Raw genomic sequence first — 19,320 nt, 5'->3', positions numbered from 1 at the left:
TACCGGGAGCGGATAAACTTCAGGAGGAGTTTCGCGATGAAAAAGGTCTATGGCTCGGCCGCCGAGGCGTTGGACGGGCTGCTATTCGACGGGATGACAATTGCGGCGGGGGGCTTTGGCCTCTGCGGCATTCCCGAATTGCTGTTGCAGGCGATCAAGGAGGCAGGCAACAAGGACCTGACATTCGCCTCCAACAATGCGGGCGTTGACGATTTCGGCATCGGCATCCTTTTGCAGACCAAGCAAGTCAAGAAGATGATATCGTCCTATGTCGGCGAGAACGCAGAGTTCATGCGGCAATATCTGAGTGGCGAACTTGAGTTGGAATTTAACCCCCAAGGCACGCTGGCCGAGCGCATGCGCGCCGGTGGGTGCGGTATTCCGGGGTTTTACACCAAGACCGGGGTCGGCACGCAGATTGCCGAGGGCAAGGAACACAAGGAGTTCGACGGCGAGACCTATATTCTGGAGCGCGGCATCTTCGCCGACCTCTCGATCGTCAAGGCGTGGAAGGCCGACACCACCGGCAACTGCATCTTTCGCAAGACCGCGCGCAACTTCAACCCGCCCGCCGCTATGTGCGGCAAGACCTGCATCATGGAGGTCGAGGAGATCGTCGAGCCCGGCGCGCTCGACCCCGACAACATCCACCTGCCCGGCATCTACGTGCACCGCCTGATTCAGGGCGAACACGAGAAGCGCATCGAACAACGCACTGTGAGGGAGGCCTGATCATGCCCTGGGATCGCAATCAGATGGCCGCGCGTGCGGCGCAGGAACTGGAAGACGGCACCTATGTGAACCTCGGGATCGGTATCCCGACGCTGGTGCCCAATTACATCCCCGAGGGCGTGCACGTCACGCTGCAATCTGAAAACGGGATGCTGGGCATGGGGCCGTTTCCGGTCTCTGGCACAGAGGACCCGGACCTGATCAACGCGGGCAAGCAGACCATCACCGAACTGCCCCATACCAGCTATTTCGACAGCGCCATGTCCTTTGGCATGATCCGTGGCGGCAAGATCGCGATGGCGATCCTCGGCGCGATGGAAGTGGCCGAGAATGGCGATCTGGCGAACTGGATGATCCCCGGCAAGCTGGTCAAGGGCATGGGCGGCGCGATGGATCTGGTCGCGGGCGTGCGCCGCGTGGTGGTGGTGATGGACCACACCAACAAGCATGGCGACAGCAAGCTGCTCAAGGCCTGCACCCTGCCGCTGACCGGCACCGGGGTGGTCAACCGGATCATCACCAATCTGGGCGTGCTGGATGTGGTCGAGGGCGGGCTCAGGATCGTCGAGACCGCCGAGGGCGTGAGCGAGGACGACATTCGCGCCGCCACCGAGGCGACCATCGTCAACTGACGGGCTGGCCCGGCCCTCAAAGGCCGGGCCGTCTAATTCGACGCGAGGGTCAGGGCGCAGGCATCGGTGATCAGATCCGGCCGCGTCTTGCACAACCCACGCGCCACCTCGTACGCCGCAAGCACCTTGGGGATGTAATCACGCGTCTCGGCAAAGGGCGGCACGCCCGCATGGGATTTCACCGCGTTCTCACCCGCATTGTAGCCCGCAAGCGCCAGCAGCACATCGCCCCCGAATTCCCCGATCAGCCAATCGAGATAGGCGACACCGCCCCTGATGTTGTCTCCGGCCTCGAACGCATCCGCCACGCCGAACCGTGCTGCGGTGTCGGGCATGAGCTGCATGAGGCCCTGCGCGCCCGCGCTGCTCACGGCGTCGGGTGTGCCCGAAGACTCGACCGCGATTACCGCAAGCACCAGGGCGGGCGAGACCCGGGTGCCGATGGTCGCACGCAGGATATGCACACCGTTGTCGCGGGCCAGCCGCTGGATGGCATCAAGACGCGGGGCGACAATTCCGTGTCCCTCAGGCGCGCGCGCGAGATTTTGCGTGGCAGCGGCGAGGCGTGTTGCCGCATCAATGTCGATCTCCCACGGCACCCGCTCCCAGAACCAGCCGTGCCGCGAGTCTTGCGGGGCGACAGGGTGATGCGGGGCGGGGCGGGCGGCGGTATCCTCCTCGGGCGTGATCTGCACGAGCGGTTTGCGCCGCTCGCCGGGCTTCGGGGCCTTCTCGTGCTTGAAGGTGAATTCCGGAAAGGGCGGTGCGCCCTCTGCCTGCGCAACCGCGCCGATCAGGCAGATCACAAGCGCCATGTGGCTCGGGCGTTTCATTTCGGGCTGCTCCGCCTCTGATGGATTGGCGCGGGTATCGCAATAATCCCCGCACACGGCCAGTATTGTCGGTTTTCAGCATGATTGATATGGCGAAATGACGCCACATTGTACAATGTGGAGGTGTATAAAGTACAAATTTGGCTTTTTTAATCGTTTCAAATCATAGTGTTATGAAATTTCTTTCTAAAAACTTAATCTTCACGAAAAAGGCTTTAATGCCGCCAAAATCCCGCCCGATTCTCTTGGCTATATGTTCTCACACCACGACGGCAGCGGGCCATTAAAACTCGACGGGTCCAAAACCGGGGTGGATGTGACAACTGAGCAACTTATCCTTTGGAGAGACCAACATGAACACCTTTATCAAGAACTTCCTGAACGACGAAGACGGCGCTGTCACGGTTGACTGGGTCGTGCTGACCGCAGCCGTTGTGGGCCTGGGCATTGCCGGCGTGACCGCCGTCAGCAACGGCATCGATGACCTTGCGACTGACATCGGAACCAGCTTGACCAGTGGCACAGTGGCTGCAACCGGCGAACTCAGCCAAGTGCCGACGGAAGAATAAGTTATCATCCCCTTGTCCGGAGGTTCATCGTTGTACCGAACGGCAATCACCGGACAGTGATGTTTTCATGAGTGATTGATGACCGCAGACGCCGCTCGGCTCTGCGGTCATCATCGTTCCTGCTTGTGGGTTCTTGCACGACAACACCAAAGCAAGTCCCTCTTTTCGCCACAATAGCCAGTTAATCGCTTGGAAGTGAAAGTCGCCACCGCGACCACTTTCTCGTAACGAAAGGTGAAACCATGCGTTTTGTATTCGGACTGGTTCTAATTCTCGGCATCGGCCTGGCCGGGTTCGCCGCCTACATGGCGAAGAACTATATCGACGGCTATCAGCGCCAGTTGGCGCATGCCCGGCAGCAGACCGCGCCGAAGATCGAGACCGTCGATGTCTATGTCGCAACGCGCGACCTGAAATACGGCGAGACGCTGGGAGAGGACACCGTGCGCCTGACCCCCTTCCCCAAGCAATCCCTGCCCGAAGGCGTGTTTGCCACGGTCGAGGCGCTGTTTCCCGACGGCCCCACGATCAAGCGCGAGGTCCTGCGCAGCATGAGCAAGAACGAGGTGGTTCTGGCCAACAAGGTCACCCGCCCCGGCGAGGATGCGGGCATCACCTCGCGGCTTGATGCGGGCATGCGCGCCTTTGCCATCAAGGTGGACGCCACAAGCGGCGTCTCGGGTTTTCTGCGCCCCGGCGATCTGGTCGATGTCTACTGGACCGGGTCCACCGGGCGGGGCAACCTGCGCACAGAAGGCGATTCGACCGGAGAATTCACCAAGATGATCGAGAGTCGCCTGAAACTCATCGCCGTTGACCAGAGCGCCGATGAAGACCGTTTCGAGGCCCGGGTCGCGCGCACCGTCACAGTCGCGGCCACGCCGCAACAGGTCGCGGGTCTGGCGCAGGCCCAGGCCTCGGGGCGGCTCACGCTATCGTTGGTCGGCGCGCTCGATGAGACGCTGTCGCAGGTCATCGAGGTCGATCAGCGCCGACTACTCGGGCTTGAGGAAGCGGCCGTCGAGGCCCCGGAGCCGACCAAAGAAGAATGCGTCATCCGTACCCGGCGCGGCTCGGAGGTGGTGGTGACCCCCATCCCCTGCACGAACTGATAGCAAGCAAGTTGCCAAAATCAGGGGGCGGCCCAATTGGCCGCCCCCTATCCGTATCGAGGCAACAGCATCACATTCTGTCTAAAAAAACGCGAAATTGCATTGATTCTTGCAAAATAATCAAAACTGCCCCAGAGTGCCGTCAATTACGGGCGAAAAGACCCGGATAAATGAGGCGTGATCGGAAAGGCAGGTCACATGAAAATCAAGAGCATCGTCTCGGCGGCCCTCACGGGGCTCGCCATCGCAGCGATACCGGTTGCGCCCCCCGCGGCGCAGGCAGAAACGGTCCGCGTCCTGCGCGAAGGCGCGTCGGGCAATCTCAGCGTGTCGATGAACCGCGCGATCGTCGTCGAAAGCGAGGTGCCGTTCGCAGAACTCAGCATCGCGAATCCCGCAATCGCCGACTTCTCCACCCTGTCGGACCGGACGATTTATGTCCTGGGCAAGACACCAGGACGCACCACGCTCAGCCTGTTCGACGGCACCGGGCAGCTGATCACCAATCTCGACGTGCACGTCAACACCGACATTTCGGAGTTCAAGGAACGGCTGCGCCAGATTCTGCCCGGTGAGCCCATCGAAGTGCGCACAGCGAATGACGGCATCGTTCTGTCGGGCACCGTTTCGAGCTCTGCACGATTGCAACGCGCGCTCGATCTTGCCGAGCGCTATGCGCCAGAACGTGTGTCGAACCTGATGTCGGTCTCCGGCAAGCAGCAAGTCATGCTCAAGGTGCGCTTTGCCGAGATGCAGCGCAGTGTCTCCAAGGCGCTGTCCACCTCGCTTGCGGTTGACGGCATTGGTGCTACCAGCGGCACAGGGGGCGGCTTTGTTGGCAGCAACCTGAGCACCGGACAGATCGGCGGCGGAGCAGGTGATGTGATCGTGCCTGGGAACCTAGGCGGCAACACCGCTCAAGGCACCGCGTTTTTCGGGTTCGACATCGGCTCGGTCGAAGTTGGCATCCTGCTCGAGGCGTTGGAAACCAAGGGCGTTGTCCGCACACTGGCGGAACCGAACCTGACCGCCCTGTCGGGGCAGGAAGCGACCTTTCTGGCCGGCGGCGAATTCCCGATCCCGGTGGCGCAAGACAACGACACCACCACCATCGAGTTCAAACCCTTCGGCGTCGAGCTGAATTTCATCCCACGGGTCGTGGATGAGGGGATCATCAATCTCGAAATCGACGCCGCAGTTTCTTCTGTCGACACTTCGGTTGCCGTTTCGGCAGGTGGGATCAACGTGCCGGCCTTTCGTCGGCGCGACACCTCCACAACGGTGTCGATGCGCGACGGCGAAAGCTTTGCCATCGCCGGGCTCTTGCAGGACGATTTTCGCGACAACAACGCTCAGGTACCATGGCTGGGTGATGTCCCGGTCCTGGGGGCCCTGTTCCGCAGTGCCGATTACGAGCGCTCACAAACCGAACTGGTCATCATCATATCGGCGCATCTCGTGTCACCCACGCGCGGCGAGGCGCTGGCCCTGCCGACAGATCGGGTCCGACTACCCACCGATGGCGACCTCTTCCTGAACGGTCGGGTCGCAAGAGGGGTCGAGCGCGGCGGTGCCGTGGGTGAGGTTGCCAAGCAGGACTTCACCGGCTCTTACGGCTATGTGATGGATTGAGAGAGGGGCTGGGGCGATGAAACAGTATCTTGCGATAAGCGGCTTGGTCGTGATGGCCGCCTGCACGCCACCGGATGGCGAAATCGTCCAGTCCTATTTCAGCGAGGCAGGATCACTCGTCGATAATGGCAGCTTTGGCGAATCGGTGATGAACAACCATCTCGTCATGACCGGCGAACGCGGCTATGTCCTTGATTTGTCGAACAGGTTCTCACAGGAAGTTCCCAGCATGGTGAATTTCGCCTTCGACTCCACAGCACTTGACGCCAGCGCGAGAGAGACGTTGCGCGAACAGGCGCGCTGGATTCGTCAGTTTCCCGAAGTGCGCTTTCGCGTCTACGGCCATACCGACGCCGTCGGGCCGGATGCCTACAACAAATCGCTCGGCCAGCGTCGGGCCGAAGCGGTCGTCGGCTACCTCGTGAGCCAGGGAATCAGCCGGTCACGGCTCGAGGCCGTCGCCTCGTTTGGCGAGACACAACCGCTTGTCGTCACCCAGGGCCGCGAGCGCCGCAATCGGCGTACGGTCACCGAGGTCACGGGCTTTGTCAGCTCGCATCCCCATGTCATGGATGGCAAATACGCCCAAGTGGTCTACCGCGAATATGTTGCAAGTGCGGTGCCCGAGACTGAAGTCACGGAAACAGGCGAAGTCACTAGCGACTAACGAGATCGCGCGGCCCAAAGGAACGCATCTTGATTCGAATATGGCCCGCCCCCTCCGGGCGGGCTTTTTGCACCCATTTCATCGCACAATTACGATTTTTTAGCCCAAATGTCGCCAATATTTCCGGCCATGGTCTGCTTGTATCGAGTGATCTCCGACCCGCAGAAACCGAGGATAGGATCCATGTGAATGGCCTATCCTAAATAAGAAACTTGCGCGCTCGGAAGGATAATACAGGATAAAGCGAGTAACCACGAGCATGATGAAGCAGACTGATCCAGCTCCGATAACCGCCTGCACCATCAGCAGGGATGTACAGAATTTCGACCTTCTGATCGAGGATATGGAGGCCGCTCTCGGCGAGGCCTGGGGAGATCTGGGATTCAGCGAAGCTTTGGCCTTCATCGGCCAGCCCGAAGCCGCGTCGCTGGAGTTCGTCGCCATTGCGATTGACGAGAGCGACGAGGCCGATCTCGCCCTGCTGGGCGAGATCATCGCTCTTGCACAGCAGGCCGATATCAAGAGCATACTGATCGCAGAGGATGTCAGCCCCGCCGCACTGCATCAGCTTCTGCGCAAAGGGGCTGATGAATTCGTGCCTTACCCGCTACCGGAAGGCGAGCTGCAGGCGGCGATCGATCGACTCAAGCGGCCCGCGGCCACGATTACCGCGCCGGCGACCTCGGCACCGCTGGCGCAAACCACCGACGGTGACGGTGTGATCCTCGCCGTTCAGGGGCTGGCCGGGGGCACCGGTGCCACGACACTGGCGGTCAACCTGGCCTGGGAGCTGGCGAATGTCGAAAAGGCCAAGCCGCCCCAGGTCTGTCTGCTGGATTTCAGCCTGCAGTTCGGGTCGGTATCGACCTTTCTGGATTTACCGCGTCGTGACGTGGTTTTCGAGATGTGGTCGGACACCGATATTCTGGATGAGGACGTTTTCCGACAAGCGCTGGTGACTTTCGAGGACAAGATGCGCGTCCTTACCGCTCCGACTGATATTCCGCCTCTCGACATGATTAATTCGGAAGACGTAACGCGTGTTCTTGAACTGGCGCGCTCGCATTTCGACTACGTGATCGTAGACATGCCGACCACGCTTGTACAATGGACCGAGGCGGTCCTGAGCATGTGTCAGATCTATTTCACGACGCTCGAACTCGACATGCGCTCGGCGCAGAACGCACTGCGCGTGAAACGCGCGTTGCAATCCGAAGGTCTGCCTGTCGAAAAGCTGCGCTATTGCCTGAACCGAGCTCCGAAGTTCACCGATATCAATGGCAAGAGCCGGGTCAAGCGAATGGCTGAAAGCCTTGAAATCGGAATAGAGCTGCAATTGCCGGATGGCGGACGTGCCGTTTCGCAAAGTTGCGACCATGGCTTGCCGCTTGCCTCGAGCGCAGCCAAGAACCCGCTGCGCCGCGAAATTGCGAAACTGGCCCAATCGCTCCATGCCCTGGGCAAGGATGACGCCGAGGCGGCGTAGGAAAGGACACCGAATGTTTTCGCGCTACAAAAAAACCCAGTCGGCCAACACCCGGGTCAAGCCGACCATCAACAACACCCCGAAGACAGCGCCGCTCGAGGTCGCGGCTACGCAATCCTATCGCAAACCCGCGCCCAAGGCCGCTGCCATTCCGGAATCGGTGGACAAGGACCGCAAGCGAAAGGAGCGTATGGGGGAAATCAAGATCGAGTTGCATCGCGCGCTGCTTGATCACCTGAACCTCGCCGCGCTTGACACCGCGACCGAGACGGATCTGCGGGCCGAAATCAGTTCGATCGCCGGAGAGATTCTCGAAGAAAAGGGGATCGTGCTGAATCGCGAGGATCGCGGCATCCTTACCCAGGAACTCTATGATGAGGTCAAGGGTCTGGGGCCGTTGGAAACCCTGCTCAAGGATGACACGGTCAATGATATCCTGGTCAACGGGCCGCAACAGATCTTCGTCGAACGCGCAGGCAAGCTCGAACTCAGCGACGTGACGTTCAAGGACGAACGCCACCTTCTGCGCATCATCGACAAGATCGTGAGCGCCGTGGGCCGTCGCGTCGACGAATCGAACCCATATGTCGATGCGCGCCTCGCAGATGGATCGCGTTTCAACGCCATGGTGCCGCCGGTCGCGGTCGATGGCAGCCTGGTCTCAATCCGGAAATTCAAGAAAGACAAGCTCGGGATCGACGACCTCGTGCGATTCGGGGCCTTCTCCGAGGAAATGGCGGCCTATCTTCAGGCCGCCGTCGCCACGAGGCTCAACATCATCGTCTCGGGGGGGACAGGCTCGGGCAAGACGACGACACTCAACGCGCTGTCGTCATTCATCGACAATTCCGAACGTATCCTGACGATTGAGGACACCGCCGAATTGCAGCTTCAACAGATCCATGTCGGCCGGATGGAAAGCCGCCCGCCAAACGTCGAGGGCAAGGGCGAGGTAAGCCCGCGCGACTGCCTCAAGAACGCGCTCCGGATGCGCCCTGATCGCATCATCGTCGGCGAGACGCGTGGCGAGGAGGTGATCGACATGTTGCAGGCCATGAACACCGGCCATGACGGCTCGATGACGACGATCCACGCAAATAATCCGCGTGACGGCATCAGCCGAATGGAAAACATGGTCGCGATGGCCGGTATCGAAATGCCGCTCAAGGCCGTACGCAGCCAGATCGCGAGCGCGGTCAATCTGATCGTGCAGGCCAGCCGCCTGCAGGACGGCTCTCGCCGGATGACCTCGATCACTGAAATCACGGGGATGGAGGGCGACGTTATCTCGATGCAGGAAATCTTCCGCTTTCAGCGCGTGGGCCTGACCCCCGACAACAAGATCATCGGCCATTTCACCGGCACCGGCGTGCGCTCCAACTACACCGAGCGGTTCCGCCTGTGGGGGTATGATCTGCCCGCCGCGATCTACGAACCCATTGCAGCGGAGTAAGGCAGATGACACTCAGTGCAGAACCCATCATTTACGGCCTCATCTTCGTCGGCGTACTCGTGCTGGTCGAAGGCATCTACCTGACGGTCTTCGGCCGTTCCATCAGCCTGAACAACCGGGTCAACCGGCGCCTCGAAATGCTCGACAAGTCGGGCAATCGCGAAGAGGTCATGGAGAAGCTGCGCAAGGAAATGCAGCAACATCTCGAGGCGCGCAAGGTGCCGCTATACTCGATCCTGTCCGACAAGGCGCAGAAGGCCGCCATCGCCTTCACACCCAAGCAACTGATCCTGCTGATGGTCGCGCTCAGCGTGCTGGCCTTTCTCGGCCTGACGGTAGCCACTGCAACCGCCCTGCCGGTGCGAATCCTGGCCTCCATCGGCATGGGTGTGGGCGGGATCTTCACCTGGATCAGCATGAAGGCAAACAAGCGCATGTCCATGCTGGAAGAGCAATTGCCCGATGCCATCGAACTGATGGTGCGCAGCCTGCGCGTCGGGCATCCGTTCTCCTCCGCCATCGGTATCGTCGCCACCGAGGTCTCCGACCCCCTCGCGACCGAGTTCGGCATCATCGCGGACGAGGCAACCTATGGCCGTGACATGGGCGAGGCGCTCAAGGACATGGCCGAGCGGCTCGACATGCAGGATTTGCGCTTTCTCGCCGTGGCGGTCACGATCCAGCAGCAATCGGGCGGCAACCTTGCCGAGATCCTCGCCGGTCTCGCCAAGGTGATCCGCGCCCGTTTTCGCCTGTTCCGCAGGGTCAAGGCCATCACCGCCGAGGCGAAATGGTCGGGCAAGTTCCTGTCGGGCTTTCCCATCCTCGCGCTGATCGGCATTCAGTTGATCAAACCGAATTACTACGACGAGGCGATGGAACACCCGTTCTTCATCCCCGCCGTGCTGGTCGTGGGCGTCTTTCTGGTGCTCAACCTGATCGTCATGCGCGCACTCGTGAACATCAAGGTCTGAGGGGCTCCAATGAACATGCTCACCACAGTCAACGCCTTGCTCACCGACTCGCTCGGACCATTCGGCCCGATGATCGCGGTTGGAGGGCTCGGGCTCATTCTCATGCTCCTGATGATCCCCATGTTGATCAACGAGCGGCAGGATCCGCTCGAGAAGCTGAAGAAAGAGAATTTCAGCAGGAGCGCGGGCAGCGAGACAAAGACCAACCTCCGGACCGGTACGAAGAACAAGAAACTCGATAAATACGCTAGTTTCCTTGAACCGCAGGACGCCAAGCAACTGAGCGCCATTCGCCTGACCCTGATGCAGGCGGGATATCGGCATCGCGACGCGGTGCGATACTTCCACTTCGCGCAATTTGCGCTCGGGATTGGTCTGCTGGTGGTGGGGTTGATCTATTTCCTGCTCTTCGTGTCAAGCGACACAACCGCCCCGAGTGAAATGGTACTCTATGTGCTTGGCCCCGGTGGCGTGGGCTACATGCTTCCGAAATACTGGGTCACGAAACGCCAGCAGCAGCGGCAGGAAGAAATCCAGGACGGGTTTCCCGACAGCCTCGACATGATGCTGGTCTGCATCGAGGCGGGGCAGTCGCTCGATCAGGCGATCATCCGCGTCTCGAAGGAAATGCGCGCCTCCTATCCTGCACTGGCTGATGAGTTTGAAATCGTGGCCCTTCAGATCAAGGCCGGTCGCGACAAGCCCTCGGTTCTCAACGAGATGGGCGAGCGCTGTGGCGTGCAGGATATTTCCAGTTTCGTCACCGTTCTGGTGCAATCGCAGACCTTTGGCACCTCGGTCGGTGAAGCGTTGCGTGTCTATGCCGCCGAGATGCGTGACAAACGTGTCATGCGTGCCGAGGAAAAGGCCAACAAACTGCCGACCAAGATGACATTGGCCACGATGATGCTTACGGTGCCGCCATTGCTGATTATTCTTGTCGGACCGTCGGTTCTTGGGATCATGAAACTCCTCTCGATGTCCGCTGGCTGATAACGGGGTGAAATGGTCATACGCGGGGCGCTTTTAGTTACGATGATGCTTGCTTTGGCGGGATGTCTCGCCGCCCCGCCGGCCAACGGGCCATATGCCCCCGGCCCCGTGCCGGGTGCCGAACCGGTTGACGGGTTGCTCGTGGGGCACCGGCTTATGGATGCTGGGGAATACGAACTCGCGCAAAAAGCCTATGGCCGGGCGGCATTGGTTGATGGCATGACGACCGACGTGCTCGCCGGTCTTGGCAGCGCCAACCTGGCCCTCGGGCGGCTCGGCACCGCGGAGCGCCTGTTGCGGCGCGCAATCGAGAGCGACGACGCCACGCCGGAGATCTGGAACAATCTCGGCGTCGTTCTGGTCGAGAAAGGCGCTTATGCCGAGGCAGAACAGGTTCTGCGCCGCGCCTATGCGCTCGATAGTGGTGAAAGCGACGCGATCCGCGACAATTTGCGTTTGGCCCTCGCAAAATTCGGAAATCCATCGTATGATGGCTCGACAGAGCAAGATTATAAAGTGGTACGGCGGGGTAGCAGCGAATACCTGGTCCGCAAGATACCATGATGAGGCCGAGGCAGTAAAAGGACGCAAACATGCGCCACCCCCTCCTTATGACCCTGTGCGTGACAGGTGTGGTCACGCTGTCTGCATGCGGGCAATCTTCCGGCGATGATGTCGATCGCGCCCTGCGGGACATCAATGTCGTGGACGAGACCAATCTCAACGACGTGATGCTCAGTGCCGCGGATCCCGATGAGGCGGTATCCTACTTCCAGCGCGCCGCAAGCCAGCAGCCCGAGCGCATCGACCTTATGCGCGGTCTTGCGGTCTCACTCGTGCGTGCAAAGCGCAACACCGAGGCGGTCGCGGCATGGAGCAAGATCACGGAACACGAGGACGCCACCGACGAAGACCGGGTCAACCTTGCCGATGCGCAGATCCGCAACAACGAGTGGAAACGCGCTGCAGCCGTTCTCGACAGTGTCCCGCCCACGCATGAGACCTTCAAACGCTACAGGCTCGAAGCGATGATCGCCGACAGCGAGGAAGACTGGAGCAAGTCGGACAGTTTCTACGAGACCGCCGTCGGCTTGACGACACAACCCGCAAACGTGATGAACAACTGGGGATATTCCAAGCTCACGCGTGGCGATTTCGAAGGCGCAGAGCGGCTCTTTTCAGAGGCCGTGCGACAGGACCCATCGCTATTCACGGCCAAGAACAACCTCGTTCTGGCACGCGGGGCGCAACGCAATTACGCCCTGCCGGTGCTGCCGGTGACACAGGTCGAGCGCGCGCAATTGCTCTATACGCTTGGCTTGTCGGCCGTAAAACAGGGCGATACCGCGATCGCAAAAGGGTTGATGCGCGACGCGGTAGAGACGCATCCGCAACATTTCGAAGATGCCACCCGCAGCCTGCGGGCGCTTGAAACCAATTCCGGCTAGGGTCAATGACGCTCGATATCACCGCCCGTGCCGCGCTTTGGTTTCTGCCCTTCGCGGTGCCGATCTGCGCATGGGTCGCGCTGAGCGACCTGCGGCGCATGAAAATCCCCAACATGGCGGTAATGGCGCTTTTGGCGGTGTTCGTGGTAGTCGGCGTTCTGGTGCTGCCCTTCGGGGACTATGCGTGGCGTTTTGCGCATCTCGCGATCTTTCTCGTTCTGGGCATCCTGGCCAATGCGATCGGGCTGATGGGTGCAGGCGATGCCAAGTTCATCGCGGTTGCCGCGCCGTTCGTCGCCCTTGGCGACGCGGCGACGGTCTGCCTGCTGTTCGCATCGGTTCTGATCGCCGCATTCGCCAGCCACCGGATCGCCATGCACAGCCCGCTGCGGCGGCTGGCACCGGACTGGACAAGCTGGCAGATGACCAAGAAGTTCCCGATGGGACTTGCGCTTGGGCCGACACTCGCGCTCTATCTCGGGCTTGGGGCGATCCACGGTAGCTGAACGCGCCCCCGATCTGCCCGATGCTGACCTTAATTTCTGCACGATTTCCGGTCATGGTCCGAAAGAGTCCATGACCACGCAGGACAGGCAGATACCATGAACATGCAAGTCACTACAGGTGTGCAACCTCCGCCGCCACCGGCCCGTATCGAAGATATGCAACTTCCCGTCGTGATGATGCGCGACATCCTCTTGAAGACGATGTTTCGCAAAAATCTCGACATGGTCAGCGATCTGGCAGAGACGATCTGCCTGCCACGCGCCGTCACGCAGGAACTGATCGACATCGCCCGCACGCAGCGACTGGTCGAGGCGACCGGCACGCTCAACGCGACCTCCGGCGGCGAGATGGGCTATCAACTGACCGATGCGGGCAAGGCGCGCTCGCTGGATGCGCTCAGTCAGTCGGAATATTTCGGCGCAATGCCGGTGCCGCTTGCCGTATACCGTGAACAGGTCGCGCGGCAGTCGATCCGCAATATCCAGATCACCCGCGAACAGCTAACCAATGCCATGGGGCACCTGATCCTGCCCGACAACCTGCTCGATCATCTCGGACCGGCGGTGAGCGCCGGGCGTTCGGTGCTAATGTACGGCCCGCCCGGCAACGGAAAATCCTCGATTTCCAACGGTATTCGCGACGCGATGGGTGATAGGATCTATGTTCCCCGGGCCATCGAGTATGCCGGGCAGGTCATCACCGTCTACGACCCGATCGTGCATTCCAAGGCCGAGGTCGAGGTGGACGATCCCAACTCGCTCCGCCGAAAACGCACCTTTGACACGCGTTATGTGCGCTGCGAGCGGCCCACGGTGATCACCGGTGGCGAGCTAACCCTGTCAATGCTCGATCTGGTCTACAACCCGACCGCACGCACCTATCAGGCACCGCTTCAGCTCAAGTCGACGGGGGGCATCTTCATCGTCGACGACCTTGGCCGTCAAGCCGAGCCGCCACAATCGCTGGTCAACCGCTGGATCGTGCCGCTGGAGGAATCTAAGGACATTCTCGCCCTGCAATCGGGTGAAAAATTCGAGGTCCCGTTCGACACGCTGGTGATCTTCTCGACCAACTTCCACCCCAACAAGATCTTCGACAAAGCGGCGCTGCGCCGGATTTTCTACAAAATCAAGATCGACGGACCGTGCCAGGCGGATTTCCTGAAAATATTTGCCATGGTCGCCCGAAAGAAGGGCGTGCCACTGGACGAGGGCGCACTGATCCACCTGATCAAGGAAAAGTATCCCACCATCGACAACGTATATGCAAACTATCAGCCGGTCTTTCTGATTGACCAGATGATTGCGATTTGCGAATTCGAGGGCATTCCCTACCAGATGACACCGGATCTCTTGGATCGGGCCTGGGCAAACATGTTCGTGCATGAGGAGGACATCGTGCGGTGACCCCCGCACGCTGGAGGTCACCGCCCCAAGGGGCCCTTTCGATCAGTGGACGGTGACCGGCTCCATGTTGTTCTGGCGCGCCAGAAGAAAGGCCAGCTTGCGGTCGCGGACCAGCGCCAGGCGCTCGCCCTCGGTGCTGTGTACGGCATAGAGCGTCGTCAGATCGCCGACCTGCTCACGCATGTCTTCGGGCAAATCCTCGACATTGACGGGCCGCACATAAACGATGGCCCGCTCTTCGATATCTCCGAAATCATACTTCGTATCCATGATGGCTTACCCCTTGTTGATCCTGATTTTCTGCACGACCGGCTCGGGCTGTGCACGGGTGAGGTCCACGTGCAAAAGCCCGTTTCCCATGATCGCCTCGCCCACCTCGACACCATCGGCCAGCACGAACGAGCGCTGGAACTGACGCGCAGCGATGCCGCGATGCAGGTAGATACGGCCTTCGGCGTCATCCCCTTGACGTCCTCGGATGACCAGTTGCCGGTCCTCAACGGTGATCGCCAGATCATCCTCGGCAAAGCCGGCAACCGCTAGCGTGATGCGATAGGAATTCTGCGAAGTCTGTTCGATGTTGAAGGGCGGATAACCTTCGTTGCCGGATTTGGCGCTGCGTTCCAGCATCCGTTCGAGTTGCTCGAACCCCAGCATGTAGGGGTGCGACCCCAGAGTGAGCTTTGTCATCGACACGTCCTTGAGCTTAAGCGACCGTCCATTATGCAGGCCCCGTTGCGGCAACCTGCGTCCGAAATATGGGCATTGCTCCCGATGCGCGCAAGGGCTTTGCGAACGGGTGCGGATTGACTATCGTGTAATTTCAGGGTCCCCTTGGAGGAATCGCTTGCCATGAACGCCTATAGCGACCTTTCGATGAAATCAGAGGATGTGCTGCGCGTGGAACTGGAAGAGTTCCGCCGCGAGCATGGCGATCTCGACGCAGCCATTCGCGCGCTCCAGGAGAAAGGCACTGCCGATCAACTGACCCTGCAACGGCTCAAGAAGAAAAAACTCTGGCTGCGCGACATGATCGCCCGGATCGAGGACCGGCTCTATCCCGACATCATTGCGTAACCCCCCTTGATGGGTATAGTGCGCGCTTCAAAACGTGAGGCGTGACATGACAGGCGTGAAAATCGGCATCATCATGGGCAGTCAATCCGACTGGCCAACCATGCGCGAGGCCGCAGCTATCCTAGATGAATTGGGCGTGAGCTATGAGACACGCATCGTCTCGGCGCATCGCACGCCGGACCGGCTGTGGAACTACGGAAAAACCGCCGTTGAGCGCGGCTTGCAGGTGATCATCGCGGGTGCGGGCGGGGCGGCGCATCTGCCTGGTATGATGGCGTCCAAGACCCGCGTGCCGGTGATCGGAGTGCCGGTGCAGACCCGCGCGCTCGCAGGCGTCGATAGCCTTTATTCCATCGTGCAGATGCCAAAGGGCTTTCCAGTGGCGACCATGGCGATCGGCGCGGCGGGGGCCGCCAATGCCGGGCTGATGGCCGCGGCGATCCTTGCCAATTCCGATGCCGCCCTCGCGCAGCGCCTTGATGATTGGCGCGCCGCGCTTTCAGCCTCCATTCCAGAAGAGCCTAGCGATGACTGACCCCCTCTCTCCCGGTGCGACCATAGGTATTCTGGGCGGCGGCCAGTTGGGCCGCATGCTGTCGGTCGCCGCAGCACGTCTTGGGTTCAAGACCTGCATCTTCGAGCCGGGCGGCGACTGTCCGGCGAGCCATGTGTCGAACTTTCATTTCAAGGCCGAGTATACCGACGAAGACGCGCTGCGCCGCTTTGCCGAGAGCGTCGATGTCATCACCTACGAATTCGAAAACATCCCCGCATCAGCCCTTAATGTGCTCGAGCGGATCAAACCCGTCCACCCTGGTCGCCGCGCCCTCAAGGCCAGCCAAGACAGGCTCACCGAAAAGGCGTTCCTGTCGGAGTTGGGGCTGGTAACCGCGCCCTTTGCAGCTGTCGATGATGCCGAAGATCTGGCCGAAGCCATGGCCGAGATCGGCACGCCCGCCATCCTCAAGACCCGCCGTTTGGGCTATGACGGCAAGGGGCAGGCGCGGATAATGACCCGCGAGGACGCCGCGCAGGCGCTGGCCGGGATGAACGGAGCCGAGGCGATCTACGAGGGGTTTGTCGACTTCAGCCACGAAGTCTCGGTCATCGCCGCGCGCAACGCTACCGGTGACGTGGCCTGTTACGATCCCGGCGAGAACGTGCACGAGGCCGGCATCCTGCGCACCACCACGGTGCCCGCGCGTCTTACCGCGGCGCAACGCACCGATGCGGTGCTACTGGCCGCGAAAATACTCAACGCGCTGAAATATGTGGGCGTCATGGGGGTTGAGCTGTTCGTCACGCCGAAGGGGCTGGTGGTCAACGAGATCGCGCCGCGCGTGCATAATTCGGGGCACTGGACGCAATCCGGCTGCGCCATCGACCAGTTCGAACAGCATATCCGCGCGGTGGCAGGCTGGCCGCTTGGAGACGGATCGCGCTATGCCGATGTGGTGATGGAGAACCTCATCGGCGGTGACATGGACCGCCTGCCGCAGATCAGACAAGAGGCCGGTGCAGCGATCCACCTCTATGGCAAGGCCGAGGTCAAGCCGGGCCGCAAGATGGGCCATGTGAACCGGGTGAAGCCCTCGTCACGCTGAGACCGCTGTCGAGCGATGGCCACAGGCCGAAGCGCGGCTCGCTCGGACAGACAGAGGATCACCCGGTTCGGCGCGGGCCGCTGCGCCAGAAGGTTTTCAAGCACCGGACCAAGGCGCGCGTAACGCGGCGGGATCAAGGTAAGAAAAATCGTGTATATGGTCGCGTTTCAACCGAAAAGGGCCGCCCCATCAAGGGCGGCCCTGCTTTCGCTCAGGACAGCGGCGCGGTGTCAACCCGCGATCAGGCCCATCGACTCGAGCTTCAGAATGACCTGATGCGCGCAGTTGTCGACATCGACATTCTCGGTCTCGACCCGCAGTTCCGGGTTTTCGGGCACATCGTAAGGGTCGGAAATCCCGGTGAATTCCTTGATCTTGCCTTCGCGTGCCAGTTTGTAGAGCCCCTTGCGGTCCCGGCGCTCACATTCCTCGAGCGTGGTGGCCACGTGAACCTCGATGAAGGCACCGAACTGCTCGACCTCCTCGCGCACGGCACGGCGCGTGGTGGAGTAGGGGGCGATCGGCGCGCAAATGGCGATGCCGCCATTCTTGGTGATCTCGCTCGCCACATAGCCAATGCGGCGGATGTTGAGATCGCGGTGCTCCTTGGAAAAGCCGAGCTCGGAGCTGAGGTTCTTGCGCACGATATCGCCGTCGAGCAGCGTCACCGGACGACCGCCCATCTCCATCAATTTGACCATGAGCGCGTTGGCAATGGTCGACTTCCCCGACCCCGAGAAGCCGGTGAAGAACACGGTAAAGCCCTGCTCGCTGCGCGGCGGACGGGTGCGGCGCAACTCGGTCACCACCTCGGGGAAGGAGAACCAGTCGGGGATTTCCAGCCCTTCCTGAAGGCGGCGGCGGAGTTCGGTGCCCGAGATGTTGAGGATGGTCACGTCATCCTTGTCCTCAATCTCGTCAATGGCCTCGTACTGGGCACGCTCCTGCACGTAGACCATGTGTTTGAAATCGACCATCTCGATGCCGATTTCCTCCTGATGCTTACGGAAGAGATCCTGCGCATCGTAGGGCCCGTAGAAATCCTCTCCGGCCGAGTTCTTGCCGGGGCCCGCGTGGTCTCGTCCAACGATGAAATGGGTACAGCCGTGGTTCTTGCGGATCAGGCCATGCCAAACGGCCTCGCGCGGGCCGGCCATGCGCATCGCCAGATTGAGCAGGCTCATCGTCGTGGTCGAAGCCGGGTACTTGTCGAGTACCGCCTCATAGCAGCGCACGCGCGTAAAGTGATCGACATCGCCCGGTTTGGTCATGCCGACGACGGGATGGATCAGCAGGTTGGCCTGCGCCTCCTTGGCGGCGCGGAAGGTCAGTTCCTGATGCGCGCGGTGCAGCGGGTTGCGGGTCTGAAAAGCCACCACACGGCGCCAACCCAGCTTGCGAAAGAGCGCGCGCAATTCGTTAGGCGTGTCGCGACGGCCGCGGAAATCGTAATGCACCGGCTGCTGGATACCGGTTACCGGCCCGCCGAGATAGACCTTGCCGGCCGTGTTATGCAGATAGTTCACCGCCGGATGCGCGCTGTCATCGGCCCCGAACACATGTGCCGCCTCACGCGCCTTGTCGGGTGTCCAGCGGTCGGTCACTGTCATCGTTCCGAGGATCACGCCCTCCTGATCGCGCAGCGCAATATCCTGCCCGATCTCGATGCTATCGGCAAATGACTCGCTGACGTCCAACGTGATCGGCATCGGCCAGAGCGTGCCATCCGTGAGCCGCATTTTCTCAACGACGCTGTCATAATTCGCTTCGCTCATGAACCCTTTGAGTGGGTTGAAACCGCCGTTCATCAACAGTTCCAGATCGCAGATCTGCCGCAGGCTCAGATCCCAGCTGGTCAGGTCAGCAGCCTCGACCTTGAGTTTCTGCGCGCTCTCATAAGAGACATAGAGTTCGGGAACAGGGGCAAGGTTGGGTAGTTGCATCGTGAGCCTCGGGTAATTTGCGGATTTCAATGATGTTGCGGAGCAACGGGTCTGGGGGCGCTTTAGACCTGCTGAGGCAAAAACTTCAAGGCATAACCTGTTTGTTCCGAGAAATGAGACAAAAATGACGCGAGAACCCGCCGGATTGGAACGGCAGCCGCAGTTACCGCAAGATCGTCGGCGATGGATCTCGTTCGCAGGCGGGCACTGAGCCAGACCAGGCATGCCTCCCTTGAGATCGTTTAGACTGAT

21 protein-coding genes are annotated in these 19,320 nt (G+C 60.6%); 17 read left to right on the top strand and 4 right to left on the bottom strand.

Annotation, left to right across the window (positions count from 1 at the left end):
• The first annotated feature begins 36 nt into the window (after positions 1 to 36).
• Both BHD06_RS05780 and BHD06_RS05775 read left to right on the top strand, forming a co-directional pair.
• Positions 37 to 732 (top strand): CoA transferase subunit A, encoded by a 696-nt coding sequence (locus tag BHD06_RS05780; RefSeq protein ID WP_080456049.1) that lies wholly within the window; start codon positions 37 to 39, stop codon positions 730 to 732.
• A gap of 2 nt (positions 733 to 734) precedes the next feature.
• On the top strand, positions 735 to 1,364 hold the full coding sequence (locus BHD06_RS05775) for a 3-oxoacid CoA-transferase subunit B (RefSeq protein ID WP_080456048.1): 630 nt from the start codon (positions 735 to 737) through the stop codon (positions 1,362 to 1,364).
• A gap of 32 nt (positions 1,365 to 1,396) precedes the next feature.
• Here BHD06_RS05775 and BHD06_RS05770 read toward each other — a convergent pair whose 3' ends face one another.
• On the bottom strand, positions 1,397 to 2,197 hold the full coding sequence (locus BHD06_RS05770; RefSeq protein WP_080456047.1) for a lytic transglycosylase domain-containing protein: 801 nt from the start codon (positions 2,195 to 2,197) through the stop codon (positions 1,397 to 1,399).
• Between the two features lie 353 nt (positions 2,198 to 2,550).
• Between BHD06_RS05770 and BHD06_RS05765 the strand changes: the two genes are divergently transcribed.
• The 12 genes from BHD06_RS05765 to BHD06_RS05710 all read left to right on the top strand — a co-directional run bounded on the left by BHD06_RS05765 (position 2,551) and on the right by BHD06_RS05710 (position 14,444).
• Positions 2,551 to 2,766, top strand: coding sequence for a Flp family type IVb pilin (locus tag BHD06_RS05765; protein ID WP_080456046.1), 216 nt, complete (start codon positions 2,551 to 2,553; stop codon positions 2,764 to 2,766).
• Between the two features lie 242 nt (positions 2,767 to 3,008).
• Positions 3,009 to 3,878, top strand: coding sequence for a Flp pilus assembly protein CpaB (cpaB, locus tag BHD06_RS05760; RefSeq protein WP_080456045.1), 870 nt, complete (start codon positions 3,009 to 3,011; stop codon positions 3,876 to 3,878).
• Between the two features lie 198 nt (positions 3,879 to 4,076).
• Complete coding sequence (locus BHD06_RS05755; protein WP_080456044.1) at positions 4,077 to 5,510, top strand: type II and III secretion system protein family protein; 1,434 nt, start codon at positions 4,077 to 4,079, stop codon at positions 5,508 to 5,510.
• A gap of 16 nt (positions 5,511 to 5,526) precedes the next feature.
• A complete protein-coding gene (locus tag BHD06_RS05750) occupies positions 5,527 to 6,177 on the top strand; it encodes an OmpA family protein (protein ID WP_080456043.1) in 651 nt (216 codons plus the stop codon).
• Between the two features lie 259 nt (positions 6,178 to 6,436).
• Positions 6,437 to 7,663, top strand: coding sequence for an AAA family ATPase (locus BHD06_RS05745; protein ID WP_080456042.1), 1,227 nt, complete (start codon positions 6,437 to 6,439; stop codon positions 7,661 to 7,663).
• A 13-nt stretch (positions 7,664 to 7,676) separates the two neighbouring features.
• Positions 7,677 to 9,116, top strand: a complete 1,440-nt coding sequence (locus tag BHD06_RS05740; protein ID WP_080456041.1) for a CpaF family protein — start codon at positions 7,677 to 7,679, stop codon at positions 9,114 to 9,116.
• Between the two features lie 5 nt (positions 9,117 to 9,121).
• The gene (locus BHD06_RS05735) at positions 9,122 to 10,090 is read left to right on the top strand and encodes a type II secretion system F family protein (protein ID WP_080456040.1); all 969 of its coding nucleotides are present in this window, start codon (positions 9,122 to 9,124) and stop codon (positions 10,088 to 10,090) included.
• 9 nt (positions 10,091 to 10,099) lie between these two features.
• On the top strand, positions 10,100 to 11,083 hold the full coding sequence (locus tag BHD06_RS05730) for a type II secretion system F family protein (RefSeq protein WP_080456039.1): 984 nt from the start codon (positions 10,100 to 10,102) through the stop codon (positions 11,081 to 11,083).
• A gap of 42 nt (positions 11,084 to 11,125) precedes the next feature.
• Entirely contained in the window at positions 11,126 to 11,647 is a 522-nt protein-coding gene (locus BHD06_RS05725) for a tetratricopeptide repeat protein (RefSeq protein WP_376764843.1), read from the top strand.
• Between the two features lie 29 nt (positions 11,648 to 11,676).
• Positions 11,677 to 12,531 (top strand): lipopolysaccharide assembly protein LapB, encoded by an 855-nt coding sequence (locus tag BHD06_RS05720; protein ID WP_080456037.1) that lies wholly within the window; start codon positions 11,677 to 11,679, stop codon positions 12,529 to 12,531.
• 5 nt (positions 12,532 to 12,536) lie between these two features.
• Positions 12,537 to 13,037, top strand: coding sequence for a prepilin peptidase (locus tag BHD06_RS05715; protein ID WP_080456036.1), 501 nt, complete (start codon positions 12,537 to 12,539; stop codon positions 13,035 to 13,037).
• Positions 13,038 to 13,133: 96 nt separating this feature from the next.
• Entirely contained in the window at positions 13,134 to 14,444 is a 1,311-nt protein-coding gene (locus tag BHD06_RS05710) for an ATPase (RefSeq protein ID WP_080456035.1), read from the top strand.
• Positions 14,445 to 14,486: 42 nt separating this feature from the next.
• On the opposite strand, the gene BHD06_RS05705 is transcribed toward BHD06_RS05710, so the two are convergent.
• Together BHD06_RS05705 and BHD06_RS05700 are read right to left on the bottom strand one after the other, a co-directional pair.
• Positions 14,487 to 14,714 carry a DUF1150 family protein gene (locus tag BHD06_RS05705; RefSeq protein WP_080456034.1) on the bottom strand — a complete coding sequence of 76 codons (228 nt, stop codon included), beginning with the start codon at positions 14,712 to 14,714 and terminating at the stop codon, positions 14,487 to 14,489.
• A 6-nt stretch (positions 14,715 to 14,720) separates the two neighbouring features.
• Positions 14,721 to 15,134 (bottom strand): Hsp20 family protein, encoded by a 414-nt coding sequence (locus BHD06_RS05700; protein ID WP_080456033.1) that lies wholly within the window; start codon positions 15,132 to 15,134, stop codon positions 14,721 to 14,723.
• A gap of 162 nt (positions 15,135 to 15,296) precedes the next feature.
• Between BHD06_RS05700 and BHD06_RS05695 the strand changes: the two genes are divergently transcribed.
• Genes BHD06_RS05695 through BHD06_RS05685 form a run of 3 tightly spaced genes read left to right on the top strand, consistent with a single transcriptional unit; the run spans position 15,297 to position 17,125 of the window.
• Positions 15,297 to 15,521 carry a YdcH family protein gene (locus BHD06_RS05695; protein ID WP_080456032.1) on the top strand — a complete coding sequence of 75 codons (225 nt, stop codon included), beginning with the start codon at positions 15,297 to 15,299 and terminating at the stop codon, positions 15,519 to 15,521.
• A 46-nt stretch (positions 15,522 to 15,567) separates the two neighbouring features.
• Positions 15,568 to 16,056: a 5-(carboxyamino)imidazole ribonucleotide mutase gene (purE, locus tag BHD06_RS05690; RefSeq protein WP_080456031.1), complete on the top strand. Its 489-nt coding sequence runs from the start codon at positions 15,568 to 15,570 to the stop codon at positions 16,054 to 16,056.
• Positions 16,049 to 17,125: a 5-(carboxyamino)imidazole ribonucleotide synthase gene (locus tag BHD06_RS05685; RefSeq protein WP_080456030.1), complete on the top strand. Its 1,077-nt coding sequence runs from the start codon at positions 16,049 to 16,051 to the stop codon at positions 17,123 to 17,125. Before purE ends, BHD06_RS05685 begins: the two co-directional genes overlap by 8 nt.
• A gap of 230 nt (positions 17,126 to 17,355) precedes the next feature.
• Here the strand turns inward: BHD06_RS05685 and BHD06_RS05680 are convergent, their stop codons facing one another.
• Positions 17,356 to 19,068 (bottom strand): bifunctional sulfate adenylyltransferase/adenylylsulfate kinase, encoded by a 1,713-nt coding sequence (locus tag BHD06_RS05680; protein ID WP_080456029.1) that lies wholly within the window; start codon positions 19,066 to 19,068, stop codon positions 17,356 to 17,358.
• Positions 19,069 to 19,320 lie beyond the last annotated feature (252 nt).

The sequence above is a fragment of the Roseovarius sp. A-2 genome (assembly GCF_002072155.1).
Lineage (GTDB): Bacteria > Pseudomonadota > Alphaproteobacteria > Rhodobacterales > Rhodobacteraceae > Roseovarius.
The sequence above is the reverse complement of the archived record's forward strand: the minus strand, read 5'-3'. Positions and strand labels throughout refer to the sequence as shown.